Raw genomic sequence first — 25540 nt, forward strand, 5'->3', positions numbered from 1 at the left:
ATCTCGTCGAAGAGGACCACCGAGAACGGCCGACGCCGCACCTTCTCGGTCAGCTGCCCGCCCTCGTCGTAGCCGACGTAGCCGGGAGGCGCACCGACGAGCCGCGACACGGTGTACCGGTCGTGGAACTCGGACATGTCCAGCTGGATCAGGGCGTCCTCGCTGCCGAACAGGAACTCGGCGAGCGCCTTGGACAGCTCGGTCTTACCGACGCCCGACGGGCCGGCGAAGATGAACGAGCCCGACGGACGCTTCGGGTCCTTCAGGCCGGCGCGGGTACGCCGGATCGCCTTCGAGACCGCCTTGACCGCGTCCTCCTGCCCGATGACGCGCTTGTGAAGCTCGTCCTCCATGCGCAGCAGGCGCGAGGTCTCCTCCTCGGTCAGCTTGTAGACCGGGATGCCCGTCCAGTTGCCCAGCACCTCGGCGATCTGCTCGTCGTCGACCTCACTGACGACGTCGAGGTCGCCGGCCTTCCACTCCTTCTCCCGCTGTGCCTTCTGACCCAGCAGCTGCTTCTCCTTGTCGCGCAGCTGAGCGGCGCGCTCGAAGTCCTGCGCGTCGATCGCGGACTCCTTGTCCCGGCGCACCTGGGCGATCCGCTCGTCGAAGTCACGCAGGTCCGGCGGCGCGGTCATCCGGCGGATCCGCATCCGGGCCCCGGCCTCGTCGATCAGGTCGATCGCCTTGTCCGGCAGGAACCGGTCGGAGATGTACCGGTCGGCCAGCGTCGCCGCCGCCACCAGCGCCGCGTCCGTGATGCTCACCCGGTGGTGCGCCTCGTACCGGTCCCGCAGGCCCTTGAGAATCTCGATGGTGTGGGCCAGCGAGGGCTCACCCACCTGGATCGGCTGGAAACGACGCTCCAACGCGGCGTCCTTCTCCAGGTGCTTGCGGTACTCGTCCAGCGTCGTCGCGCCGATGGTCTGCAGCTCACCACGGGCCAGCATCGGCTTCAGGATGCTCGCCGCGTCGATCGCGCCCTCGGCGGCGCCCGCACCGACCAGGGTGTGGATCTCGTCGATGAACAGGATGATGTCGCCCCGGGTGCGGATCTCCTTGAGCACCTTCTTCAGGCGCTCCTCGAAGTCACCCCGGTAGCGGGAGCCCGCCACCAGCGCACCCAGGTCGAGCGTGTAGAGCTGCTTGTCCTTCAGCGTCTCGGGCACCTCGCCCTTGATGATCTTCTGGGACAGGCCCTCCACCACGGCGGTCTTGCCGACGCCGGGCTCACCGATCAGGACCGGGTTGTTCTTGGTCCGGCGGGAGAGCACCTGCATCACCCGCTCGATCTCCTTCTCCCGCCCGATCACCGGGTCGAGCTTGCCCTCCCGGGCCGCCTGGGTCAGGTTCCGCCCGAACTGGTCGAGCACCAGGCTGGTCGACGGGGCCGCCTCGCCCGGGGCGGTGCCGGCGGCGGCCGGCTCCTTGCCCTGGTAGCCGGAGAGCAACTGGATCACCTGCTGACGGACCCGGTTCAGGTCGGCGCCCAGCTTCACCAGCACCTGCGCGGCCACGCCCTCGCCCTCGCGGATGAGACCGAGCAGGATGTGCTCCGTGCCGATGTAGTTGTGGCCGAGTTGCAGAGCCTCGCGCAGCGACAGCTCCAACACCTTCTTGGCCCGCGGCGTGAACGGGATGTGCCCGCTCGGCGCCTGCTGACCCTGGCCGATGATCTCCTCCACCTGCTGGCGGACGCCCTCCAACGAGATCCCCAGGCTCTCCAGGGCCTTCGCCGCGACGCCCTCGCCCTCATGGATCAGGCCCAACAGGATGTGTTCCGTACCGATGTAGTTGTGGTTGAGCATCCGGGCCTCTTCTTGGGCCAGGACGACAACCCGTCGCGCTCGGTCGGTGAACCGCTCGAACATGCCCTCGTGCTCCTCACCTGAGTCATCCGGCCATAGAAATACTAAGATTTCATATAGCATCTTGTCTATCGTGCTCGAGCGATGAGGGTGCCTCGGCGAGCGACATCCCCCTCTGGGGTGCGACTTCGTCGGCGCGGGATCGCGCAGTCCGGCGCATTCCGCAACTTCTATCAATAGCTTCGCCATATGAAAAGAACTCGTGGCTGCCGGTGCGCTGCCCGGCGACCTTTGCGCACCTCCCGGGCGGTGATCACGCTGCTGGGGCGGGTCGGCGACCTGGCCTGCCGAGTTTCCTGAGCAATAGCTCAGTGTGGCCACTCGGTAACCGGATGTGCCAGTCTCGGGCTCACGCTGAGCCTAGGGGGATAGATGATGGAGAGTCGTGCCTGTTACCGGGTCGACCTGTTGGGTCCGCTGCAAGTGAGGCGGAAGGGGCATCCGGTGGAGCCTGGCCCGGCCAAGCAGCGGGCATTGCTCTCCCTTCTGGCGTTACGCCTCGGCGACAGCGTCCCGGTGAGCGAGGTGGAGGAGGCGGTCTGGGGCGGGGTGGTCCCGCCGAGCGCCCGGTCGCTCGTGCACACGTACGTGGCCCGGCTGCGCCAGGTCCTCGAACCGGAACATCCGCCACGGCGCCGGGTACGGGTCATCGCCTCGACCGTCTCCGGGTACTCGCTGCGCGCCGAGACCGTCGAGACGGATGTCGCCCGGTTCCGGCGCTACGTCGCCGAGGCCGAGAAGCGGATCGGTGAGGGCTGCCGCGAGGAGGCGTTCCGCCTGCTCGGGCAGGCGCTGGACCTGTGGCGCAGCCCGACCCTCGGTGAGCTGCGCTCGCTGCTGCACGACAACATCGAGGTGGAGGCCCTGGGTGCGGCCTGGGTGGCGACCTCACACAGCTACGTGGGTCTGGGGCTGCGGCTGGGACGGGCCGCGGCGGTGCTCGACACCGCCACCCGGCTGGCCCGGCTGGAACCCCTGCACGAGGCGATCCAGGCCGACTATCTGGCCGTGCTTGGAGGCAGTGGGCACCGGACCGTGGCGCTGCACCGGTACGCCGACATCACCGAGCGGCTCCGTACCGAACTGGGCGTCGACCCGGGGGAGGAACTGCGGGCGGTGCACCGGGCGCTGGTGCGCCCGGCCGGGCGTCCACCGGTGCCTCGGCCGGCGCCGGCGGTGCCCGCCGCGCGGCGCAGGCCCGGCTGCGGGCCGATCTCCGGGCCGCTGCACTGGCGGGCCGGGGACATCGCCGAGCTGGCGGCGCTGCTGGCGAAGTACCGCGCGGTGACTGTCACCGGCGCGCCCGGCTGCGGCAAGTCGGCGGTGACGCTGCGCGCCGCCCACCAGGCCGCCCGTGTATTCACCGGCGGGGTCCTGACAGTGGACACGCTCGACCTCAGTGACCGGCGGCAGTTGGAGCGCCGGCTGGCCCGGATGCTCGGGGGTAACGGCGCCGAGGATCCGGTCGAACTGCTGCGCGACCAGCCGACGCTCGTGGTGCTGGACAACGCCGAGCACCTGGTCGACGCGTGCGCGGTGGTCGCCGACCGGCTGTTGCTGGCGTGCCCGAACGTGGTGGTCCTGACCGGGTCGCGCCAGCCGCTCGGGCTGCCGTACGAGCGGGTCCAGCGCCTGCATCCGCTGCCGGTGCCGCAGCCGGGAGGATGGCCTTCGGTCCTGTCCAATCCGGCGGTCGCGCTGCTCGCCGAACGGGCGGCTCAGGCCCGCCCCGGGTTCCGTCTCGACCGGCGTGACGCGGAGATAGCGGTGGAGATCTGCCGCCGGCTCGACGGCCTGCCGCTGGCTCTGGAGATGGCGGCGGCGTGCCTGTCCACCGACAGCCTGGATGGGGTGCTGCGCAAGCTGGAGGGACCGCTGGACGGACTGCGCCCGCCGGCCGCCGGACCGGAGCCACGCCACACGTCACTGCGGGCGATGCTCGACCGCAGCGTCCAGCGCCTCGACGTGGTCGAGCGTTGCCTGTTCCAGCACGTCGCGTTGCTGCCGGGGGTGTTCGACCTGGCGGCCGCCCGGCGGTTCTGGTGGCCCCATCCGTCCGGCCCGACGGACGTGCGGGTGGTGCTCGCCGCCTTGGTGGACAAGGCCCTGGTGATGCCGGTCGGGACAGCCGGTGGCCGGTACCGGATGCTCGGCCTGCTGCGCCGGCTGGCGCTGGAGTACGACACCCCGGGTGCCGTAACGAGCCCCGCCGCCGAGCTTCCCCTGCGGTTGTCCTGGCCGCTGCTGCCGGCCGGGGTGGCGGCCGTACCGGACTGACCGGCGGTCGCGATCGACGGCCCGCTCCCCGCCGGGGAGCGGGCCGTCGTGTTCCCGGGGCTTTGACACCTGACGATGCCCAGGCATTGACAGTATGCTTTAAAAACACATAGCTTGATAGTTGGCGGGACCGGTCGGGTCCGGTCCACCAGCGGCCCACAGACCGCCGCTGACCCCTGCCGACAGACATTGGAGGTGTCTGGCTTGAGCTCCACCAGAGAGACCTACGAGTCCCTGAACCTCGAACCCAAGCCGATCCGCCCGCACATCCTCGCCGCGGCCACCGTGGTCTTCGGCGAGGACTACTACTCGGGCCGCCGCGAGACGATCAACCTGTCCGGCTTCGTGCAGCTCAACAAGTGGCCCATGCCGGGCTTCGAGCACAAGGTCGACGAGAACGGCTACGCGCAGTTCGCCACCGAGCTGATCAGCGCGCCCGAGGTGGGCATCAAGGGGTTCAGCTACGAGTTGGACGACCGCATCCAGGTGCTGTCCAACCCGTTCCTGCCCAACAGCGGGCACGTGCGGCAGATCGTGCCGGGCAAGAACTTCCCGGCCGAGTTCTACATCCGCCGCTTCGGCATCCTGGAGTCGAGCACGCTGCGGCTCGCCCACCGCAACGTCATCGACATCTACGGCGTGGTCGACAGCGTCCCGCCGTTCAAGAAGCCGCTGACCGGCCCTTACCTGGGCAAGCCGCGCGGTGACGGTCCGTTCGACGTGATGGCCGCGCCGAACGTCGTCAAGGGCACCACGCTGCCGGAGGCGTGGTACCCGGCCAACGACGAGAACCAGCCGGTCGGGATCACGCCGAACCTGTTCTTCGCGCCCAGCGCCGGCCCGTGCATGTCCATGCTGGTCGACCCGTCCATGATCATGCAGACCTCGCTGGAGGGGCAGATCGAGGTCGAGGTCAACGGCAAGACGGTGCGGGTCGACCTGGCCGGGGACTATCGCCAGGCGGCCGGCGCCGAGGTGCTGCTCTTCGGCCCGGACAAGCACGATGAGGGCCAGGGCGTGCTCGCCCAGCTGGCCCGCGTCGCCGTCGTCGGACACAGTCCGGAGCTGGGTGGCCGGGTCATGCTGCGGGCGAGCTGGCCGCGGGTCTCCGGCGGCACGCTGGGCGAGGGCAACGAGGACAGCCTCAGCCGGCTCAAGTTCCCCGGCGATCTGCACATCGACGCCGAGTTCGAGCTGGTCACGCCGCACGAGACGCTCTACGCCGCCAACTCCGTGCACGTCAACGGCAAGATGCGCGGCATGGAGGCCACCGGTACCGAACTCAAGCTGGACGGCTCGGACACCGCGCTGGTCGCCGTGGACGAGCAGCCGAAGGCCCGCCTCACCGGCGTCAACCTGGTGATGCGGGACGCGCTGGTCGGCGAGCACGCCGCGGTGAACGCCTGACCGACGGGTCCGCTTGACGGGCCTGCCGGCCAGAGGTTCTACTGGTAAAACCAATAGCAACGTACCGTCACGATGTCCCTCCCGGCTGCTACGGCGGTCGGGAGGGACGCGCGCTCAGGGGGTACCGCGTGGACCAGCGGCTGCTGCTCATGCACCAGATGATGCTCGGCGACGTGCCCCGGCTGCGGGCGTACGACAGGGCGCTGGAGGAGGCCGTCACCCCCGGCGACGTGGTAGTCGACGTGGGCGCGGGGCTGCTCGCGCTCTCGCTGCTGGCGCTGCGGCACGGCGCCGAGCACGTGTACGCGGTCGAGGCCGACCCGGCCACCGCCGCGGCGGCGGCCAGTATCATCGAGGCCAACGACCTTAAGGGACGGCTCACGCTGGTCACCGGCGACGCCCGTACGGTCCGGCTGCCCCGCAAGGCGGACGTGCTGGTCTCCGAGATGATGGGCAACCTCGGCCCGGAGGAGGAGATGGCCGAGGTGCTGCACGTGATCGCCCGCCGGCACCTGCGCTCCGGCGGCCGGGTGGTGCCCCGGCGGTTGCGGACCTGGCTGGCCGCGGCCGAGCTCGCTGACGAGGGCTGGGGGCTGTGGGGCGGCGACTTCTATGGCTACCGGCTCGACCCCGTGCAGGAGCTCGTGGCCCCCGCGGCGCAGCTGCACTTCTTTCAGCGTCCGCCGAAGCTGCTGGCCGAGCCCACAGTGGTGCTCGACCAGACGCTCGACGGCCGGTCACCGTCCCGGCAGACGCTGCGGCAGCGTCTGCCGGTCACCGCGCCGGGACGGCTGCACGCCGTGCTCGGCTTCTTCACCGCCGACTTCACCGACGACGTGGCGCTGTCGAATTTCCCGTCGTACCCCGGCTGTAACTGGGCGGTGTGGGTGTGGCCGCTGCGACACACCGACGTGGCCGAGGGCGACGAGCTGTCCGTCGCCCTGCGCCGCCCGGCCCGGCGCGACGTCCGCACGGTGACCGGCTGGCGGCTGGAGTGCGGCCTGTCCCGGCAGAGGAGGTCCTGATGCCCTTCGCGGTGGGTACCGTCCGCGACATTCCCGTCCGTGGCGCTCTCAAGCTCTGCGGTCTGACCTGGTCTGCGGAGTGCCTCTGGTTCTCCGAGGCGGTCTCCAGCCAGATCGCCTCCCTGGATCCGATCAGCGGCAAGGTGGTCCGCCGGCTCGACTGCCCCGGCGTGCGCACCGACCTGACCACTATCGGCGGCCGGTTGTTGCAGGTGGCGGGCGACGACCGCGTGCTGCGGCTGGTCGATCCCGAGGACGGCGAGCTGCTCGGCGAGTTCGGCAACCCGCGCCCCGGCAACGTGCTGTGCGGGCTGGAGGCGACCCGGCACGGGCTCTGGCTGGGCTACGAGGACCTGCGCCAGGTCGACCTACGCGACCCGGAAGGTTTCGGGCTGATCGACACGTTCCCGGTCCGGCACCCGGTCGCCGGCCTGACCGTCTCCGACAGCTACCTCGTCTACTCCGACCACGACGCGGCCACCATCAACCTGTACGACGTGGCGGCCCGCCGGGAGGTGGCCGCCTATTCGGTCGCGGGCAACCCGACCGGCATCACCTGGGACGGCCGCCGCATCTGGTACTGCGACTTCACCACCCTGCAGCTCCGGGCGATCGAGGTGCCGGGCATCACGAAGGGTTGACGTCCATGGTGACGACGCGCGCGCTGCTGGCCCGCTCGACCTGGATCGGCGCGGTCGGCGCCGCCCACCTACTGCCGGCGCTGCCGCCTGCGCTGGTCAAGGCGGTCCGAGGTGACCGGCCGGGGGCCCGCCGGCTGCTCTACCGCCGCCTCACCACGTTGCTGATGCGGCTCGGTCCGACGTTCGTCAAGGCCGGTCAGGTGCTCGGCACCCGGCGCGACGTGCTGACGCCCGCGCTCTGCGACGAGCTGTCTGTGCTCCAGGACCGGGTCGACCCGATGACCTCCGAGCAGACCAGCCGGGCGCTGGCCGAGGCGTACGGCAGCGAGACGCCTGCGGAGTTCGCGGAGATCGACCCGACGCCAGTGGCCAGCGGCAGCGTGGCCTGCGTCTACCGTGGGCGGATGCCCGACGGCGCCGAGGTGGCGCTCAAGCTGCGCCGTCCCGGCATCGAGTCGACGATGGCCCTCGACCTTGCGCTGATGCGGCACGGCGCCCGGGTGATGGCCCGCCTGCCGATGCTGCGCGGCGTCCCGGTGCGGGAGGTGGTCGAGAACATGTGCGGGGCGGTGTTCGCCCAGCTCGACTTCGCCCGGGAGGCGGAGAACCTGCGCCGGCTCAAGGAGAACCTCGCCGTGGTGCCCCGGGTCCGGGTGCCCGCCGTACGTGACGACGTCTGCCGGCCGCGTTGCCTGGTCATGGAGTTCGTGCCCGACCTCGACGTGGACGTGGCGCGGTCGATGTCGGCGGCCGTACGCAAGCGGTTCGCCGCCCCCGCGATGACAGCGATCTACCACATGCTCTTCGTGGACGGATTCGTCCACTGCGACATGCACCCGGGCAACCTCTACTTCACCCGGGGTGCCCAGGTGGTGGTGCTCGACGCCGGGTTCAGCGTGCAGCTCACCGAGGAGCTGCGCCGGCTGTTCGCCGAGTTCTTCATGAACATGTCGATCGGGCGCGGCCGGTACTGCGCCGAGATCGTGGTGCGCAGCGGCACCGGTCTGCGGCCGGATGCGGACGTGGAGACGTTCCTGGTCAAGATGGCCGACCTGGTGGAGCGCAGCCACAGACTGCCGGCCCGGGAGTTCAGCCTGATCGCGTTCGCCGCGGAGATGTTCGACCTGCAACGGCGCCACGGCGTGCACGCCGCGCCGGACCTCATCTTCCCGCTGCTCTCGTTGCTGGTGATCGAGGGGACGGTCCGCGACCTCGACCCCGACCTCGACTTCCAGGAGCTGGCCAAGCCGGTGCTGATGCGCGGGCTCTTCGGCCGCCGCGCCGCCGCCTGAGCGCCACCTGTGCGTTGGCCGAACGGTCCGCCGGGCCTGGCCGGTCGCCTCGACAGCGCGGCCCCACCTGCGCAAACAGCGGACTAAAATATACGATAGCGGAATGGCACCGACTGGCCTCGCCGGCAAGCGCTCCTACCACCAGTACTGCGGGCTCGCGTCCGCGCTCGACGTGCTGGGTGAACGCTGGACGCTGCTGATCATCCGGGAGCTGCTGATGGGGCCCCGGCGCTACAGCGAGCTGCTCGCGGACCTGCCCGGCATCGGCACGAACCTGCTCGCCGACCGGCTCAAGTTCCTCGTCGACTCGGGGGTGCTGCGGCAGGTCGACGTGCACGGCACCGGCGGCCGGCTCTCCTACGAACTGACCCCGACCGGGCAGGCGCTGCGGCCGATGGTGCTCGGGCTCGCGCACTGGGGCCTGGAGTTCGTCGGTGACCTGAGCGCCGAGGACACGGTCCGCCCCCACTGGGGCTTTCTCGCCGTGGAGGCGATGTTCCAGTGGGACAAGGTTTCCCCGATCGACGAGAGCTACCAGTTCCAGGTCGACGACGAGGTCTTCCGCATCGACGTCGCCGGCGGGGTGCCGCGGGTGGCGAAGGGGCCGTCCGACGACCCGGCGATGGTGGCGACCACGGACGCGGCCACGTTCGTCCGCATCGGTGCCGGGCGGGTCACGCCGCTGATGGCGATGGTCGGCGGCCAGCTCAAGCTGGAGGGCGACATCGACGCTGTGCTGCGCTGCTGCGAGCTGCTCGGCCTGGACGCCGGCGCGGCGCCCGCCGTCCGGACGACCTCCGGTCACTGACCCGCGCCAGGGGGTGACGGGACAGGTCCACTATATTATTCTGAACTAGCCTCGGCGTTCGTCGGGGCCCGTCGTCGTCCGGCACTCCGCACCCGTGCGGCACCTCCCGAGCACTGTGGTCCCACGGGGACGACCGGTCCGCCCTTCCGTCGCCCGAGCGCCAGACGGCGCCGCACGCGTCGCGGGGCGACCCCGCGCGGCGCGTGCGCCGGCACCGACGACCGGCCGTCAAGCGACAGGAGCCGGCATGACGGACACGGTGCGACACGCTCCGGAGGCGCTGCCCAGGGCGGTACGGGACGACTTCCCCCTGCTGGCCCGCCGGGCCGACGACCTCGTCGCCTACTTGGACAACGCCGCCACCACGCAGAAGCCCCGCGTCGTCCTGGACGCGGTGACCGACTACTACACCGGGGCGAACAGTAACGTCGGGCGCGGCTACCACCGGCTCGGCCTGGAGTCCACCGAGTGGTACGAGCAGGCCCGCGAGAGCGCCGCGCGGGCGATCGGCGCGGCGCAGCCGGAGGAGGTGCTCTTCACCGCCGGCACCACCGCCGCCGTCAACCTGGTCGCGGACACCGCCGGGCAGCGGGTGGCCGGGCCGGGCCGGCGCGTCGTGGTGACCGGCATGGAGCACAACAGCAACCTGCTGCCCTGGCGCCGGCTCTGCGACCGTACGGGCGCCACGTTGACAGTGGTGCCGGCCGGACCCGACGGGCGGGTCGGCGCCGACCGATTCGCCGCCGCGCTCGGCCCGGACACCGCGTTGGTGGCGGTCAGCCACGTCTCGAACGTGCTCGGCACCGTCAACCCCATACGGGAGATGACCGCCGCCGCCCGCCGGGCCGGCGCGCTCGTGCTGGTCGACGGCGCCCAGGCCGTACCGCACCGGCCGGTCGACGTGCGCGAGATCGACGCCGACTTCTACTGCTTCTCCGGGCACAAGGCGTACGGGCCGATGGGTGTCGGCGTGCTGCACGGCCGCCGGGACCTGCTCGCCGGGCTGCCGCCCTACCAGGTGGGCGGTGGCACGGTGAAGGGCGTCGCGGCCGACCAGCCGGTCCGCTACCTCGACGGGCCGGCCCGGTGGGAGGCCGGCACGCCGCACGTGGCCGGCGCGGTCGGGCTGGCCGCCGCCCTGCACTACCTGAGCGACCTCGGCTGGGACGCGATCCGCCGGCACGACCGGACGCTGGTCCGGCACGCCGTGGACGTGCTCGGCGCGATCGACCGTGTGCGGGTAGTCGGTGACCCGGCCACCGACCCCAGCGGCATCGTCTCCTTCGTGGTCGAGGGCATCCACCCGTATGACGTCGGGGCGCACCTGGACCGGCACGGCGTGGCGGTGCGCTGCGGCGTGCACTGCGCCAGCACCTTCCTCGACGAGCTGGGCCTGCTCGGCACGGTCCGGCTCTCCTTCGGCGTCTACAACACCATTGCCGAGATCGACCTCGTCGGTGAGCTGCTCGCCGGCGTGCGGGCGGGTCCCTGGACCACCGATCACCCCGACGTCCGGTTCCTCTGAGCAGCGCCCGGAAGGGAGCGTCATGAGGTTCGACACCCGGCTGGTGCACGTCGGCCAGCAACCCGTGTCCGGCACCGGCGCCGTGGTGCCCCCGATCCACCTCGCCACCACCTACGACCGCACCGCCCAGGACCCGCCGCGCTACTTCTACGCCCGGGGCGAGCAGCCCAACCGGGAGGCGCTGGAGGAGTGTCTCGCCGCGCTGGAGGACGCCCGGCACGCCACCGTCTACACCAGCGGGCAGGCCGCCGCCACGACCGCGCTGTCGGTGGTGCCGCCGGGCCGGCTGGTGCTCGCCTCCGACGACATGTACGGCGGCACCCACCAGCTGCTCGCCGCCGCCGCCGAGCGCGGCGTGACGGTACGGCAGGTGGACCTCGCCGACCCGGCCGAGCGGGACCGCGCGCTCGGCGAGTGCGGGCCGGAGCTGGCCATGGTGTGGCTGGAGACGCCCACCAACCCACTGCTCAAGGTCGCCGACATCGCCGCTGTGTCCGACCTCGCGCACCGGCACGGCGCCCTGGTGGTGGTGGACAACACGCTCGCCGGGCCGGTGCTGCAACGACCGCTCGCGCATGGCGCCGACATCGCGCTCTACAGCACCACCAAGTCCGTCGCCGGTCATCTCGACGTGCTCGGCGGCGCGCTCGTCTACCAGGACGAGGAGCTGCACCGGCGGTTCCTGGCGTACCGCACGGTGGCCGGCAACGCCCCCGGCGGATTCGACTGCTATCTCACCCACCGGGGCTTGAAGACGCTGTCGCTGCGCACCGCCCGACAGGTGGAGAACACCCGCGCGGTGGTGGCGGTGCTGCTGGCCGAGCCGAGCATCGCCCGGGTCAGATATCCGGGTCTGCCGACGCATCCGCAGCATGCGGTGGCGGCCCGGCAGATGACCGCGCCCGGCGCGCTCGCCGCCTTCGAGTACCTCGGCGACCCTGCCAAGCTGCTCGACCGGGTACGCCTGTTCACCGCTGCGGTCAGCCTCGGCGGCGTCCGTTCCCTGATCGAGTGCCCGGCGCTGATGACCCACCGCCCGGTGCCGCCCGAGGTGCGCCGGCGTCTCGGGCTGACCGACCGGCTCATCCGGATCTCACCCGGCATCGAGGACCCGGCCGACCTGGTCGAGGACCTGGTCACCGCGCTGCGTGACGGCGTCTGACCCGCTGACCGGCATATTCGCTCCGCGAAGGAGGAGACATGTCCGCATTCACGACCGGCGGCGCCACGGTGGTGCTCGACGGAGGACTCGCCACCGAGTTGCAGCGCGCCGGGCTGCCCCACCAGGCTCCGTGGTGGGGCATCGCGGCGCTGCTGGCGGACAGCCGGCGGCGCGTGTTGCGCGACGTCCACGAACGGTTCCTGACCGCCGGGGCGCAGGTGCTCACCGCGAACACGCTGCGCTGCAACCTGCGGTCGCTGCGCCGCGCCGGGCTGGAGGACGCCGGCCTCGGCTGGATGGTGCACGCGGCCGTCGGCGTCGCGCTGGCCGCCCGCAACGCGGCCGGCGCGCCCGGCACCCGCATCGCCGCGTCGATGGCCCCGGTGGAGGACTGCTACCGGCCGGACCTGGTACCGGCCGACGACGAGCTGCGCGAGGAGCACCGCTGGCTGGCGGTGGAGCTGGTCCGGGCCGGGGTGGAGCTGGTGCTGGTGGAGACCATGAACACCGCCCGCGAGGCCCGGATCGCGGTGGAGCAGGTGCGCGAGGTGGGCGCCCTGGCCTGGGCCGGCTTCGTCTGCGACGACCAGGGCCGGCTGCTGTCCGGCGACTCCCTGGTGGACGCCGCGCGGGCGGTGCGCGCCGCCGGGGCCGAGGTGGTGCTGGTCAACTGCACCGGGCCGGAGGCGACCGAGCGGTGCCTGCGGGCGCTGCGCGATGCCGACGACGGCCCGATCGGCGCGTACCCGAACCTGGAGGACCGCCGCGACGGCGCGCCCGGACCGCGACCGCTGCTCGACCCCGCGGAGTTCGGCGACCTGGTCGCCCGCTGGACGGTGGAGTACCGGCTCGCCGTGGCCGGCGGGTGCTGCGGCACGTCGCCGGAGCACATCGCCGCGCTGGCGGCCCGGCTTGACGCGCCGGTGGCGGCCGTCGACTGACGCCGCCCGCAGGTACGCCGGCCCGGCGCGGGCCGGGTCCGCCAACGAAGGGAGAACGAGACGGTGAGCGGCTCCACGATCGCACCGCCCGTCGAGGTGGTGCGCAGCCTGCCCGGTCCGGCGGGATACATGTGCGGCCTGACCTGGGACGGCACCTGGCTCTGGCACTCCGACCAGGACGCCGCGCGGATCTTCGCGATCGACCCGGCGGACGGCGCGGTACGCCGGTGGTTCGCGTACCCCGACGTGCGTGCCGACCTGGGGTACGCGGACGGAAAACTGTGCCAGATCGGCGGCCGGCCGAAGCGGATCCTGCTGATCGACCCGGTCACCGGCCAGACGGTCGGATCGAAGCCGGTACGGCCCTCCAACGGCCGGGTTACCGGCATGGAGACCGGGCCCGAGGGCGTGTGGCTCTGCCTGCGCGCGCCCGCGGTGATCCAGCTGCGGGATTTCGAGACCATGACGGTGCAGCGGGAACACCCGGTCGTGGGGTCGCCCTCGGGCCTCACGTACGCCGAGGGTCATGTGCTCTACGCCGAGTTCGAGGACGGTCTGCTGCACGCGGTCGACGCGGAGTCGGGCCGGTTGGTCGCCACGGTGCGGCTGCCGGGGCATCCGACCGGGCTGGCCTGGGACGGCGAGCTGGTCTGGTACTGCGACTTCGCCGACCGGCGGTTCAAGGCGGTCCGGCTGCCGGACGTGCTCGGCGGCTGACCGGCCCGGTGGGGGCGGCGCGTCCCGGCCGCCCCCACCCGTCCGGCGTCAGGGCACCCGGTCGCGCGCGTCGAACTGCTCCTGCCGGCGGTCGCGCTCGCCGCAGGCGTCGGCGGACGGCGGCCGGCAGCGGCCGGCGCAGCCGCACGAGCAGCCGGACGCGCGGGCCCGCTCCGTCCGCCGAGGAGCTTCGGTGTCCGGCCAACCGCCGGTGTGGCACGCGATCATCGCTTCTCCCTGCTCTGCGGTGGGGGCGCGCCGGAGAGCCCGGCGCGGGCGGACGGGACGGGCGGCGGGACGGCTATTTACTTGATAATCATATGGTAAATTCACTGGCGGGTGCCAGCTCCTGATAGGAGGGACGCCATGCGCGTCAGCGTGACCGACGACCCCGCGACCACGACGGCCGCCCGCACCAGCGGGCCGCCCGCACCGGCCGACCCGCTGCGCACCGCCTCCTTCGCGGAGCTGCGGTCGCTGTTCGCGATGGAGCCCGACGCGGTCCACCTCAACACCGGCACCATCGGAGTGATGCCGTACGAGGTGCTGGACGTCAACGACCGGGTGACCCGGGCGTGGAACGGAGGACTGCGCAACGTCTACCCGCCCGGCATGTACCCCGAGCACCGCGCCGCCATCGGCCGGGCGTTCGGCGTCGACCAGGACGAGATGGTGATCTGCCACAACGCCACCGAGGGCGTGGCCCGGGTCATCAACGGGCTCGACCTGCACGAGGGCGACGAGGTCATCACCACCAGCCACGAGTGCTACTCGGTGCTGTCCAACTTCAACCTGCTGCGCAACCGGCACCGGATCACGCTTACCGTGCTGACCCCGCCGGTCGGGCCGGACGTCACCGCCGAGGAGATCGTCGACATGTTCGCCCGGGCGATCACGCCGCGGACGAAGGTGCTGGCGTTCGCCGCCGTCACGCTGTTCACCGGCACCCGGATGCCGGTGCGCCAGCTCTGCGACCTGGCCCAGCAGCACGGCCTGACCACAGTGGTCGACGGCGCGCTGCTGCCCGGCCTGTTCGACACCGACCTGCGCGCGCTCGGGCCCGACTTCGTCACCTGCTCCGGCTCGAAGTTCCAGTGCGGGCCGCTCGGCACCGGGCTGCTCTACGTCCGCAACAAGGTCCACCCCGAGCACAACCCGCTGCCGCTGCCGACGTTCTGGCCGGTCATCTCCACCTGGTACCCGATGATGGGCGCCCCGCCGCCGCGCACCACCACCAGGGTGGAGAGCTACAACATGGGCGACTACCTGCAGAGCGCCGGCAGCGCCAGCATCGCCCGGGGCGCCGCCCTGGCCAAGGCGTGCGAGCTGTGGGACCGCATCGGCCGGGACCGGATCGAGCGGCACGCGGTGGCGCTCGGCGAGCACACCCGCGCCCGGATCATCGAACGGTTCGGCGTCGAGTCGCTGTACTCACCGCTCACCGACGACCGGCTGACCGCGCCGCTGGTGGCGTTCAACCCGTTCCCCGACCGGGCCGACGGCTGGAACATCACCAAGTTCGCCCGCCTCGTCGACGAGCTGGAGAGCCGGCACCGGATCTGGACCCGGTGGACCGAGTTCGACGTGGCCGGCTCACCGCACCAGCACTACGCCGCCCGGATCTGCACCCACCTCTACAACACCGCCGAGGAGGTCGACCTCGCCGTCGACGCCATCGCCGACCTGGTGCGGGAGCTGTCATGACAGTGGCCCCTTACCGGCCGGAGCCGGCCACCTCGCGGCGGCGCGGCGGCGTGCTGCGGGTGCTCGCGCCCACCGACGCCGCACCGCTGGACCCCACCTGTGCCCCGGCGTCGGCGGCCCCGTTCGTCCGGCTGCACACCCGGCAGCTCGTCACCTGGCAGACCGCCCGGGACGTGCACGACTGGCAGGCCGTCACGCCGGTGCCCGACCTCGCCCTGGAGGTCCCCTCCACCTGGAACGCAGGTCTCGGCGCCAGCCACCGCAGCTACGTGTTCCACATGCGCCCCGGCGTCCGCTGGGACACCCCCGACCGGCGTCCGGTCACCGCGCACGACGTGGTCCGCGGTTTCAAGCGGATGTGCAATCCGGTCCGGCCCTCGCCGTCGCTGGCGTACTTCGCCGGCACCGTGCGCGGCCTGGCCGAGTTCGCCGCCGCGTGGTCGGCGGAGGCCACCCACCGGGCCGCGGACGCGGCGACGCTGGCCGTGTACCAGAACGCGTACGAGATCCCCGGCGTCTTCGCGCTCGACGACGAGACGCTCGTCATCGAGCTGGCCCGGCCGGCGCTGGACTTCGTGCAGATGCTCACGCTGCCCGCGGCGTCGGCGGTGCCCGCGGAGCACGAAGCGTTCGTCCCGGGCAGCCCTGAGGCCGCCGCCCACCTGCGCGCCAACGGCCCGTACCGGGTGTGGCTACAACGGCCCGGCGAGTGGGTCGAGCTGGTCCGCAACCCGGCGTGGGAGCCGGCTGCCGACCCGTACCGGCGGGCCGAGGCCGACCGGGTGGAGCTGCGCCTGAGCGACGGCGCCGGCCGCGCCGACGCGGAGCCCGCCGACGCGCCGGCCGAGGTTCCGGTCGCGCCCGCCGTCGGCGGGCTGCCGGCCGCCGAGCCGGTCGACTGCGCGCTCGGCTGGGTGCTGGACCCCTACCTCCTGCTCAATCTGCGCGACCCGGTCTGGGCCGACCTCCGGGTACGGCAGGCGGTGGCGCTCGCCGTGGACAAGGCGGCGGTGGCCGGCCTGTACCGGCGTCACCGCCCCGGCGTGCCGGTACGGGTGGCGGGCTCGCTGATCCCGCCGGGCAACGCCGGACACGGCACGGCCGACCCGTACCCCACCCTGGCTCACGCCGGCGATTCGGCGCGGGCCCGCGACCTGCTGGCCTCGGCGGGCCACGCCGACGGCCCGCCGCTGGTCCTGATCCACCCGCAGTCCGGCTGCGGGCCCGAGGTGGCGCACGCCTGCGCGGCCGACCTGACCCGGGCGGGCCTGCCGACCCGGGCGGTCGGGCTCGCCGACGCCACGTACGCGCAGGCGCTGCGCGCGCCCGCCACGGCCGGCGGCTGGCAGCTCGCCGTGGCGGCGCGCGTGCCCGACTGGCTGGAGCACAACGGGCGGGTCTTCGCGCAGGCGATGCTGCAAGCGAACCCGGTGCCCGGCGGCGCCAACCACGGCGGCTATGCCGCACCTGAGGTGGACGCGCTGATCGAGCGGGCGCTCGACGCGCCGGAGCCGTGGCGGGCCGACGCCGCCTGGCGGGCCGCCGCGGAGCGCGCGGTCGCCGACGTGGCGGTGGTGCCGATCCTGCACCGGGCGCCGGTGGTAGCGCCGAGGCGACCGGACCGGGTCGACGGGATCCGGCCGCTGCCGCCGCAGGGGTACGCGGCGGACCTGACCGCGGCACGCCCGGAGGCGGGCGAGTGAACTCGCTGGTACGCGACTACCTGCTGCTCGGCCTGCGCCTCGGCCGGCTGGTCGACGGGCTCGTCGACTGCTACTACGGTGACTCGGCGCTGCGCGACCAGGTCGCCGCCGAACCGCCGCCCGACCCCCGCGAGCTGTCCCGTCAGGCCGGCCGGACGCTCGCCGCGGTCGGCGACAGCGACCTCGAACCGGCCCGCCGCCGGTACCTCACCGCCCAGCTCGCCGCGCTGCGCGCGGTCGCCGACCGGCTCGCCGGCACGCCGATGTCCTTCCGGGACGAGGTGCGCGCCTACTTCGACGTCGACGTGACCCGCACTCCGCCGGAGCACTACGCGGCGGTGCACGACGAGATCGACGCGCTGTTGCCCGGGCCGGGGCCGCTCGCGGACCGGGTGGAGGAGTTCTATCGGCGCAACACCGTCCCGCCGGAGCGGCTGCACCGCTGCGTGCAGGCGGTCTCCGACGCGCTGCGCGCGCGGACCCGGGACCGGTTCGGCCTGCCGGGGAGCGAGCGCGTCGAGTACACCGTGGTCCGGGACGCGCCGTGGAACGCGTACAACCGCTACCTGGGCGGCTTCCGCTCGGCCGTGGCGCTGAACGCGGCCAGCGGCCGGTCGGTGGCCGCGCTGCCGATCATCGTTGCGCACGAGTCGTACCCCGGCCACCACACCGAGCACTGCCTGAAGGAGGCCGGCCTGGTCCGGGACGGCGGCCAGGGCGAGCACACCATCTCCCTGGTCCACACGCCCCGATGCCTGGTCACCGAGGGCCTGGCCGAGGCCGCGGTGGACGCGGTGCTCGGCGCCGGCTGGGGGGAGTGGACCGCCGGCATCCTGGCCGGGGAGGGCGTCCACGTCGAGGGCGAGCGGGTCGAGCGGATGCGCGGCCTGATCGTGCGCCTGCTGCCGGCCCGGATCGACGCCGCCCTGCTCCTGCACGACGAGGGCGGCGACCGGGCGGAGGCGCTCGCCCACCTGCGGCGGTGGCTGCTGCTGCCGCCCGACCGGGCCGAGCAGATGGTCACGTTCGCTGCCGACCCGCTGTGGCGCGCGTACTTAGTCACCTACTCCGAGGGCGGCCGACTGGTCGACGCCTGGCTGGCCGCCCGCGAGCCGGGCACCAGCCTCAGCGACCGCTTCGACACGCTGCTGCGGGAGCCGCTGCTGCCGGCGCAGCTGCGGGCCGACGTGGCGGGGACCGCGCTCGCACCCATCTGAGTACCCGGCACCGGCAGCAGCGAACAGGGACGACGAAAGGTGTGTGTCGATGAACGGCGGCCAGCCCCGGTACGGGGGAATCCTGCGGCTCTACGGACCCGGCAGCATGGACCATCTCGACCCGGCCTGCGCCTACTACATGCTCGGCGGGCAGATCATCCGGCTCATAGCCCGCCAGCTCTTCACCTACCGGCCGGTCGTCGACCTGCGCGACCCGTCGGCCGTCACGCCCCAGCCCGACGTGGCTGAGGCGGTGCCCACAGTGGACAACAGCGGCGTCAGCGCAGACCACACCCGCTACACGATCCGCCTTCGCCCCGGCGTGTGCTGGGACACCGACCCGCCCCGCGAGGTGACCGCCGGGGACTTCGTGCGCGGCTTCAAGCGGATGGCAAACCCGGTGCTGCAGGCCGGCGGGATCGGCTACTTCACCAGCACCATCAGGGGGATGGCCGAGTACTGCGACGCGTACGCCGCCGCGATCACCTCGACCGAGCCGGCCGCCGCCGAGCTGGCCGCCTTCCAGAACAGCCACGAGATCGCCGGCGTCCGCGCGGTCGACGACCGGACCATCGTCTTCGACCTGATCCGCCCGGCGGTGGACTTCCTGCACATCCTGGCGCTGCAGTGCGCTTCCGCCGCCCCGGTCGAGTACGACGAGGTGCTGCCGGACAGCGCGGAGTTCCGGCGGCGGGTGCGCTCCAACGGGCCGTACCGGATCACCCACTACGTCCACGGCGAGTCGGTGCGGCTGGACCGCAACCCGGTGTGGCGCAGCGCGTCTGACCCGGTGCGCCAGCAGTATCTCGACGGGGTCGAGGTGACCATGGAGATCGCCAGCCCGCAGCAGGTGGGGGAGGCGATCGACAGTGGCCGCGCCGACCTGTCCTGGGCGTCACCGATCACCGAGCCGTACGACGTGGCGCCCACCGACCCGGGCAACGACCTTGGCTACGCGCTTAACCCGTACCTGGTGTTCAACCTACTCAGCCCGAACGCCGACGGGGCGATGAGCAAGCTCAAGGTGCGCCAGGCCATCGCTTACGCGATAAACAAGGCGGCGATCGCCGAGATCTACCACGGTCTGGAGGCCGGGACGGTGATGTCGTGCGGGCACACGGCGATCCCGCCCGGCAACGACGGGCACGTCGAGTTCAACCTGTACCCGACACCGGGGGACCGGGGCGACCCGGAGCGCTGCCGGGAACTGCTGGCCGAGGCGGGCTACCCGGACGGGCTCACCCTCACCGCCGTGCACCGGGACGTGGACGCCAACCCGGAGGTGGCCCGCTCCTACGCCGCCGATCTGGAGAAGGGCGGCATCAACGTCCGCCTGGTGGCGCTCGGCCACGCCGAGTACTACCAGTTCCTGCGCGACCCGGCCAACGCCCGCGCCGGCGCCTGGGACATCTCCGCCCCGTCGTGGACGCCCGACTGGTTCGGCCCGAACGGGCGCACCTACGTCCAGCCGATGTTCCAGACCAACACGTCGCGCGGCACCAGCAACTACGGCGGATACAGCAACCCTGAGGTCGACCGGCTGATCGAGGAGGCGCTCGGCGCCACCGACCGGGCCCGCGCCACCGAACTGTGGCACCAAGTCGACCTGTGTGTCATGCGGGACGCCGCGATCGTGCCGATCCTCGTGCACGCCCCGACCATCCCGCACCGCAAGGGCCGGCGGGTCCGCAACGCCATTGCCATGCCCACTGTCGACCGCTGGTTCGACCTGTCCAACCTCTGGCTGGAGGAGTCCGCATGACCACGGCAGACGTACCGACGGACCTCAGACGGGCCAACGGCGCGGACGGCCCGCGCCGCGGCGGCACGCTCACCCTGGTCGGCGCGGGCGACGTCGACCACCTCGACCCGGCGCTGGCCTACCACACGGTGACCCGGGGTATCGTCCGCGCCTACACCCGGCAGCTTGTCACCTACCCGTCGACCCGTGACCACCGGCGGGCCGGGGACCTGGTGCCGGACCTGGCGGTGGCGGCGGACGGGCCGTACGACGCCGAGGGCCGCCGCTACCGGTTCACGCTGCGCGACGGGCTGCGCTGGGACCTGCCCAACGGGCCCCGGCCGTTGACCGCCGCCGACGTGGTACGTGGCATCAAGCGGCTGGCCCACCCGATGGCGCCCAGCCCCGGCCTGCCCTACTACCTGAGCACGGTCGACGGGCTCGCCGAGTTCCGCGACGACCTGTTCACCCTGCCCCGCGACCTCAACGTGGTGGCGCCCTACCTGGAGGCCGCCGAGGTGCCCGGGCTGCGGGCGCTCGACGACCGGACGGTGGAGCTGACCACCCGCCGCCCCACCTCCGAGTTCCTCAACCTCCTGGCGTTGCCGTTCGCCTCCCCGACGCCGGAGGAGTACCTCTGGTTCGTGCCCGGCAGCCCCGAGCTGGACCAGCGAATCGGCTCCATCGGGCCGTACCGGATCACCGGCTACGAGCCGGACCGGCGCATCACTCTGGAGCGCAGCCGCACCTGGGACCCGGCCACCGATCCGGTCCGGGCCGCCCATGTGGACCGCATCGAGGTGCGGCAGGGCCTGGACGAGAAGACCTGCCACGACATGGTGATCGACGGCGACGCCGACATGATGTGGGACATCCAGCCGCTGACCGAGCGGCTGCCGGAGATGTTCGCGGCCGGGGACCCCCGGCTGGAGGTCTGCCCGGCCGGTCTGTTCAGCCCGTACCTGGTGATCAACGTGCTCAGCCCGAACGAGGGCGAGGCGCTGGCCCGCCGGGAGGTCCGGGAGGCGTTGCAGTACGCGATCGACAAGACCGCTGTGGCCGAGGTCTGGGGCGGGCCGCGCCTCAACGACATCGCCGAGCAGATCCTGCCGCCGCTGTGCCGCGCGCACCGGCCATTCGCCCCGTACGCGGCGAACGACGGCGCCGGCGACCCGGAGCAGGCCCGTCGGCTGCTCGCCGACGCCGGCTACCCCGACGGGATCACGTTGAAGCTGGTCTACCGGGACCGGGACATCCACCCGGAGACCGCGCGGGTGGTCCGGGCCGCCGCCGCCCGGGCCGGCATCACCCTCGACCTCGTCCCGGCCGGCATCACCGAGCTGTTCGGCACGTACCTGGGCCGGGCCGACGGCGCGCGTGAGGGCCGCTGGGACGTGGCGCTGTCTGGCTGGGAACCGGACTGGCACGGCAACAACGCCCGCGTCTACCTCCAGGCACTCTTCGACAGCTCCGGCGTCTCCGACAACGACGACTGGGGGTCGAACTTCGGCCACTACCACAACCCGGTCGTCAACGAGCACATCGACGCGGCGCTGAGCTGCGTCGACGAGAGGGCTGCGAACGAGCACTGGCGGGCCGTCGAGCGGGAGGTGCTGCGCGATTGCGCGGTGGTGCCGATCCTCTTCGCCCACCAGTACTGGCTGCGCGGGCACCGGGTGCGCAACTGGCTGCCGTACCCGGTGCTCAACGGTGACCTGACCAACCTGTGGCTGGGGGAGGACTGACGACCCGGCCGACGAGCGGCGACGACCACCGGCTCACCGTACGTATCGGCGAGCTGGCCCAGGCCCACGCGGACCGGGCGGCGGCGCGCGCGGGCGTGCCCGCCGTCCGGCTGGACCGGCTGGCCGCCGAGCCGCTGCGCCTCGACGAGGACTTCTGCCGGGAGGTGGCCGACCGATACGACGCCGCGCCGATGGTCACCGCCGGCACGGACCGCGGGTACACCCGGCTGGCCGCGGAGAACCTGCGGCAGTTCCGGCTGATCGGCGAGGCGGGCATCCGGGTGCTGCCCTGGGCCGGGCCGGGGCAGCCGTACCGGGACTCGCGGGAGCTGGTCGCGCGGGTCCGCTCGACCGGCCTGCTGCACGTCTTCCTCACCCGCCACGGGCACGGGCCGGCCGGCGCGGACGGCGACCATCCGCTGCGCGCCCCCGTCGGGGTCCGGGTCGGCGGGGAGGAGCTGCTGCACAACGACATCTTCCGGGCGGTCCACGACGTCTTCGGGCACGTCCTGTTCGGCAACACGTTCGGACCGCGCGGCGAGTTCCGAGCCACCCGCTGCCACCTCGCGATGTACCCGCCCGACCTGCATCCGCTGGTCTTCGCCGAACTGGTCGGCCAGCTCTGCTGGTTCTTCCACGGTCCGCACCTGCGCCGCCCGGACGGGACGCTGCCCCGGCGCGGCGAGCCCGGGTACGTGCCTCCGCCACGGCGTCCGTACCCGCCGCAGAAACGGCTCGTGTACGACCGGCGCACCCTGGACCGGTTCGCCGCGCTGTTCACGTCGCCGTGCTGACCGCCGACATCAGGAAGTCGGGCACCCGCAGCGGCGGCATCACCATCCGGGTGAAGTAGTCGCCCCACTCCCGGGGCAGCGCCGGCGCTGGCCGCCCGGCCTCGGTGGCCCGGGCCAGCAGCGACAGAGGGCTCTCGTTGAACCGGAAGTTGTGCACCGTGCCGACGATCTCGCCGTCCTCGACCAGGCGTACGCCGTCGCGGGTGAGGCCGGTCAGCAGGAGCGACGCCGGATCGACGTCGCGCAGATACCACAGCGAGGTGAGCAGCAGGCCGCGCCGGGTGGAGCGCACCATCTCGGGCAGCGACGGCGCGTCCGGTCCGCCCTCCAGCACCAGGTTGTCCACCATCGGGGTGAGCGGCGCGCCGGTCCGCGCGGCGGTGTGCCGGGTCTGCACGAGCGCGGTCAGCACGCCCTCGTCGATCCAGCGGGTCGGCCGCAACGCCAGCCCGTTGTCGACCACTGCGGTCAGGTCGTCGGTGCCCCGGCTGATCGTGAACGGGGCGCAGGGCAGCAGCGGATGGTCCGGGTCGCTGCGCAGCGTCAGCGGCAGCGCGGTGAGGCGCTCGCCGAGCGGCAACCGGCCGTCCGGGCGGCTGAACGCGGTACGCCCGTCCAGCGCGCCGCGCGCCCCGGCGGCCAGGTAGAGGTGAAGCATCAGGTCGGCCACGCAGTTCGGGGTGAGCAGCACCTCGTAGCGTCCCGGCGGCAGCTCGACCCGGCGGCCGGGCCGCGCCAGCGTGGCGGACAGCTCGGCGGCGAGCGCCGGCACATCCAGTCCGGTCAGGTCGGGCGCTGTCACACCGGCCCACGTCGAGTCGTCGCCGTCGCGCACGCTCAGGTCGAACAGGCCGGTGGACTGCGGGTGCCGCAGGCGGGCGCCGGTCGACGCGGCGAGGTAGGTGGTGACCACCCGGTGCTCGGTGTAGCCGTAGAGCCGCCGATGCCCGGCCGCCGCGAACGCGTCGGCCAGGCCGGGTAGCACGTCCCGGAACGCGTCGACCGAGGTGCCGCCGGGCGGTTCCGCCCACGACGGCGTCCGCCACGGCTCGGGCAGCCGTGCCGCGTCGGCGGCGGGCGGCGCGTCGCGGGCGGCCCGCTCGGCCGTGCGGACCAGGCCGGGCAGCGCGTCGCCGAGCGCGCCGCCGTGGCCGACCAGCCCCACGTGTACGCCGACCGCGCCGTCCCGTAGCGCCACCGCCGTCACCCGACGGGACCGGACGCTGCCGTTCGTGGTCAGTGCGTTGCCCGCCCAGCGCAGGTGCGCAGCGGCCGTCTCGTCGGCGATCAGCAGCAGCTCGTTGGCCTCGCGCCGGTGCCGCAGCGCCGCTTCCAAGGCGTCCTGGATCCCGCTCACCCGTCCCGCCCTCCGGTGTCGACGACGTCGATGCCGCGGAACACCGCGGCCGGGCAGCCGTGGCTGGCCGCGGCTGCCTGCACCGGCTGACCCTTGCCGCACATGTCGGCGCCGGAGAGCAGCCACGTGCCCTCCCCGCCCAGCCCGCACAGCGCGGACCAGAACGCTGTGGTCTCCGCCTGGTACGCGGCGCCGGAAACCTGCCCGGCCAGCCGCCCGTTGCGGATGCGGTGCCAGCGCTGGGCCGTGAACTGGAACTGCCGTCGCCGCATGTCGATCGACCAGCTGTCCGAGCCGGCCAGGTAGAAGCCGTCCGTCACGCCCGCGATCAGGGCTGCGGTCTCCGGCCCGTCCACCGCCGGGCGCAGCGACACGTTCGGCATCCGGGCCATCGGCGTGTGCCGGTACGACTCGGCGTACGCGCAGCCGGCGGAGCGCGGCAGGCCGGCCCGCGCGGCCGAGGCGCGGTCGTGTTGGAACCCGACGAGCACACCCGCCTCGATCAGCGGCCAGCACTGCGCGGCCACGCCCTCGTCGTCGAACCCGACGGTGGCCAGTCCGTGCGCGGCCGACCGGTCGGCGTCCACGCTCATCAGCGCCGAGCCGTACCGCAGCTGCCCGGCGGCGTCGGGCGTGGCGAAGGTGCCGCCCGCGTATGACATCTCGTGGCCCAGCGCCCGGTCGTACTCGGTGGCGTGCCCGATCGACTCGTGGATGGTGAGCCAGAGCTGCGACGGGTCGATCACCAGGTCGTACCGGCCCGGCCGCACCGGGGGCGCCGGCGTCTTCTCGGCCAGCAGCGCCGGCAGTTCGGCCAGCTCGCCGGCCCAGTCCCAGCCCTCGCCGTGCAGGTACTCCCAGCCGCGGGCCACCGGCGGGCCGACGGTGCGCAGCGTCTGGACGCCGCCGTCGCGCGGGTGCCGGCCCACCGCCAGCACCTGCGGGTGTACCCGGACGCGCTGCTGGGCGACGCGGGTGCCGTCCAGGTCGGCGTAGTACGTGTTCTCCTGGGCGGCGGTGGCGCGGGCCAGCACGTGCGCCACCGATTCGTGCGCCAGCAGCCCGGCGCACCAGTCGCTCAGTAGCTCCACCCGTTCGCTCTCCGGCACCTCGAACGGGTTGACCCGGTACGGCGAGCGCCAGGTCGCCGCCGGGTACGCGGGCTCGGGTGCGAGCGCGACCGGCCCGCCGCCGACATCGGCGCAGGCCCGGGCCAGCGCCAGCGCGTCGTCGCAGGCGCGTACCGCCGCCTCCGGCGTGAGCTCCGGCGTGGCGGCGAAGCCCCACGCGCCCCGGTGCAGCACCCGTACCGCCAGGCCGGTCTCGGTCTCCTCCTCGCTCGCCCGCAGCGCACCGTCGTGCACGACGGTGCGCCCGGAGCGGACCCGCTGCACCCGCAGCGCGGCGTACCGCGCGCCCCGCTGCCGGGCCCGCGACAGGGCGGCGTCGGCGAGGCGGGCCAGTGGCAGAGCAAGGAAAGAGTCGTCGATCTCGTCGGGCACACGCGCCTCCGGTCGCCGGGGTGCCGCCGTCCGCGCCGTGGCACGGCGGCCCGGGGGTTGCGGTGAGGAGACTAGTGCGGCGTCCCTGGCGGCGCACAGGGCCCACGTGGCGGC

General features: G+C 72.9%; 20 protein-coding genes. 16 read left to right on the plus strand and 4 right to left on the minus strand.

Features of this window, described 5'->3' with window-relative positions:
• On the minus strand, positions 1–1871 hold a 1871-nt coding region (locus ACFYTT_RS00005; RefSeq protein ID WP_387256634.1), incomplete at its 3' end, for an ATP-dependent Clp protease ATP-binding subunit.
• A gap of 441 nt (positions 1872–2312) precedes the next feature.
• Between ACFYTT_RS00005 and ACFYTT_RS00010 the strand changes: the two genes are divergently transcribed.
• From ACFYTT_RS00010 to ACFYTT_RS00055, 10 genes are all read left to right on the plus strand, one after another.
• Positions 2313–4145, plus strand: a complete 1833-nt coding sequence (locus ACFYTT_RS00010; RefSeq protein WP_387256635.1) for an ATP-binding protein — start codon at positions 2313–2315, stop codon at positions 4143–4145.
• A gap of 204 nt (positions 4146–4349) precedes the next feature.
• Positions 4350–5552 carry a DUF6004 family protein gene (locus ACFYTT_RS00015; protein WP_387256636.1) on the plus strand — a complete coding sequence of 401 codons (1203 nt, stop codon included), beginning with the start codon at positions 4350–4352 and terminating at the stop codon, positions 5550–5552.
• Positions 5553–5680: 128 nt separating this feature from the next.
• Complete coding sequence (locus tag ACFYTT_RS00020; RefSeq protein ID WP_387256637.1) at positions 5681–6577, plus strand: 50S ribosomal protein L11 methyltransferase; 897 nt, start codon at positions 5681–5683, stop codon at positions 6575–6577.
• Positions 6577–7218, plus strand: a complete 642-nt coding sequence (locus tag ACFYTT_RS00025; protein ID WP_387256638.1) for a hypothetical protein — start codon at positions 6577–6579, stop codon at positions 7216–7218. The genes ACFYTT_RS00020 and ACFYTT_RS00025 overlap by 1 nt, the downstream gene beginning before the upstream one ends.
• A 5-nt stretch (positions 7219–7223) precedes the next feature.
• The gene (locus tag ACFYTT_RS00030) at positions 7224–8510 is read left to right on the plus strand and encodes an ABC1 kinase family protein (RefSeq protein WP_387256639.1); all 1287 of its coding nucleotides are present in this window, start codon (positions 7224–7226) and stop codon (positions 8508–8510) included.
• Positions 8511–8613: 103 nt separating this feature from the next.
• Positions 8614–9318 carry a winged helix-turn-helix transcriptional regulator gene (locus ACFYTT_RS00035; RefSeq protein WP_387256641.1) on the plus strand — a complete coding sequence of 235 codons (705 nt, stop codon included), beginning with the start codon at positions 8614–8616 and terminating at the stop codon, positions 9316–9318.
• Between the two features lie 247 nt (positions 9319–9565).
• The gene (locus tag ACFYTT_RS00040; protein ID WP_387256643.1) at positions 9566–10843 is read left to right on the plus strand and encodes an aminotransferase class V-fold PLP-dependent enzyme; all 1278 of its coding nucleotides are present in this window, start codon (positions 9566–9568) and stop codon (positions 10841–10843) included.
• Positions 10844–10865: 22 nt separating this feature from the next.
• Positions 10866–12005 carry a trans-sulfuration enzyme family protein gene (locus ACFYTT_RS00045; protein ID WP_387256644.1) on the plus strand — a complete coding sequence of 380 codons (1140 nt, stop codon included), beginning with the start codon at positions 10866–10868 and terminating at the stop codon, positions 12003–12005.
• A gap of 38 nt (positions 12006–12043) precedes the next feature.
• On the plus strand, positions 12044–12946 hold the full coding sequence (locus ACFYTT_RS00050; protein WP_387256646.1) for a homocysteine S-methyltransferase family protein: 903 nt from the start codon (positions 12044–12046) through the stop codon (positions 12944–12946).
• 63 nt (positions 12947–13009) lie between these two features.
• Positions 13010–13663, plus strand: coding sequence for a hypothetical protein (locus ACFYTT_RS00055; RefSeq protein WP_387256647.1), 654 nt, complete (start codon positions 13010–13012; stop codon positions 13661–13663).
• 48 nt (positions 13664–13711) lie between these two features.
• On the opposite strand, the gene ACFYTT_RS00060 is transcribed toward ACFYTT_RS00055, so the two are convergent.
• Positions 13712–13891 carry a hypothetical protein gene (locus ACFYTT_RS00060; protein ID WP_387256648.1) on the minus strand — a complete coding sequence of 60 codons (180 nt, stop codon included), beginning with the start codon at positions 13889–13891 and terminating at the stop codon, positions 13712–13714.
• A gap of 138 nt (positions 13892–14029) precedes the next feature.
• Here ACFYTT_RS00060 and ACFYTT_RS00065 point away from each other — a divergent pair, with 138 nt between their 5' ends.
• The 6 genes from ACFYTT_RS00065 to ACFYTT_RS00090 are packed head-to-tail and all read left to right on the plus strand — an operon-like array spanning position 14030 to position 22567.
• Complete coding sequence (locus ACFYTT_RS00065) at positions 14030–15367, plus strand: aminotransferase class V-fold PLP-dependent enzyme (protein WP_387256649.1); 1338 nt, start codon at positions 14030–14032, stop codon at positions 15365–15367.
• Positions 15364–17070 carry an ABC transporter substrate-binding protein gene (locus tag ACFYTT_RS00070; RefSeq protein ID WP_387256650.1) on the plus strand — a complete coding sequence of 569 codons (1707 nt, stop codon included), beginning with the start codon at positions 15364–15366 and terminating at the stop codon, positions 17068–17070. The genes ACFYTT_RS00065 and ACFYTT_RS00070 overlap by 4 nt, the downstream gene beginning before the upstream one ends.
• Positions 17067–18287, plus strand: coding sequence for a DUF885 domain-containing protein (locus ACFYTT_RS00075; protein WP_387256652.1), 1221 nt, complete (start codon positions 17067–17069; stop codon positions 18285–18287). Before ACFYTT_RS00070 ends, ACFYTT_RS00075 begins: the two co-directional genes overlap by 4 nt.
• Before the next feature lie 49 nt (positions 18288–18336).
• Entirely contained in the window at positions 18337–20049 is a 1713-nt protein-coding gene (locus ACFYTT_RS00080; RefSeq protein WP_387256654.1) for an ABC transporter substrate-binding protein, read from the plus strand.
• On the plus strand, positions 20046–21773 hold the full coding sequence (locus ACFYTT_RS00085) for an ABC transporter substrate-binding protein (protein WP_387256655.1): 1728 nt from the start codon (positions 20046–20048) through the stop codon (positions 21771–21773). The genes ACFYTT_RS00080 and ACFYTT_RS00085 overlap by 4 nt, the downstream gene beginning before the upstream one ends.
• Positions 21755–22567: a hypothetical protein gene (locus ACFYTT_RS00090; RefSeq protein ID WP_387256657.1), complete on the plus strand. Its 813-nt coding sequence runs from the start codon at positions 21755–21757 to the stop codon at positions 22565–22567. The genes ACFYTT_RS00085 and ACFYTT_RS00090 overlap by 19 nt, the downstream gene beginning before the upstream one ends.
• Here the strand turns inward: ACFYTT_RS00090 and ACFYTT_RS00095 are convergent.
• The gene (locus ACFYTT_RS00095; protein ID WP_387256659.1) at positions 22551–23924 is read right to left on the minus strand and encodes a metallopeptidase TldD-related protein; all 1374 of its coding nucleotides are present in this window, start codon (positions 23922–23924) and stop codon (positions 22551–22553) included. The two genes, ACFYTT_RS00090 and ACFYTT_RS00095, sit on opposite strands and share 17 nt — an antisense overlap.
• On the minus strand, positions 23921–25426 hold the full coding sequence (locus ACFYTT_RS00100; protein WP_387256661.1) for a TldD/PmbA family protein: 1506 nt from the start codon (positions 25424–25426) through the stop codon (positions 23921–23923). Before ACFYTT_RS00100 ends, ACFYTT_RS00095 begins: the two co-directional genes overlap by 4 nt.
• Between the last annotated feature and the right edge of the window lie 114 nt (positions 25427–25540).

This window comes from Micromonospora sp. NPDC003816 (assembly GCF_042874705.1).
Lineage (GTDB): Bacteria > Actinomycetota > Actinomycetes > Mycobacteriales > Micromonosporaceae > Micromonospora.

Coding starts and splice junctions, on each gene's coding strand:
- ACFYTT_RS00025 (WP_387256638.1), top strand. CDS start 6,577: ATGCCCTTCGCGGTGGGTACCGTCCGCGACATTCCCGTCCGTGGCGCT.
- ACFYTT_RS00030 (WP_387256639.1), top strand. CDS start 7,224: ATGGTGACGACGCGCGCGCTGCTGGCCCGCTCGACCTGGATCGGCGCG.
- ACFYTT_RS00035 (WP_387256641.1), top strand. CDS start 8,614: ATGGCACCGACTGGCCTCGCCGGCAAGCGCTCCTACCACCAGTACTGC.
- ACFYTT_RS00040 (WP_387256643.1), top strand. CDS start 9,566: ATGACGGACACGGTGCGACACGCTCCGGAGGCGCTGCCCAGGGCGGTA.
- ACFYTT_RS00045 (WP_387256644.1), top strand. CDS start 10,866: ATGAGGTTCGACACCCGGCTGGTGCACGTCGGCCAGCAACCCGTGTCC.
- ACFYTT_RS00050 (WP_387256646.1), top strand. CDS start 12,044: ATGTCCGCATTCACGACCGGCGGCGCCACGGTGGTGCTCGACGGAGGA.
- ACFYTT_RS00060 (WP_387256648.1), bottom strand. CDS start 13,891: ATGATCGCGTGCCACACCGGCGGTTGGCCGGACACCGAAGCTCCTCGG.
- ACFYTT_RS00065 (WP_387256649.1), top strand. CDS start 14,030: ATGCGCGTCAGCGTGACCGACGACCCCGCGACCACGACGGCCGCCCGC.
- ACFYTT_RS00070 (WP_387256650.1), top strand. CDS start 15,364: ATGACAGTGGCCCCTTACCGGCCGGAGCCGGCCACCTCGCGGCGGCGC.
- ACFYTT_RS00080 (WP_387256654.1), top strand. CDS start 18,337: ATGAACGGCGGCCAGCCCCGGTACGGGGGAATCCTGCGGCTCTACGGA.
- ACFYTT_RS00085 (WP_387256655.1), top strand. CDS start 20,046: ATGACCACGGCAGACGTACCGACGGACCTCAGACGGGCCAACGGCGCG.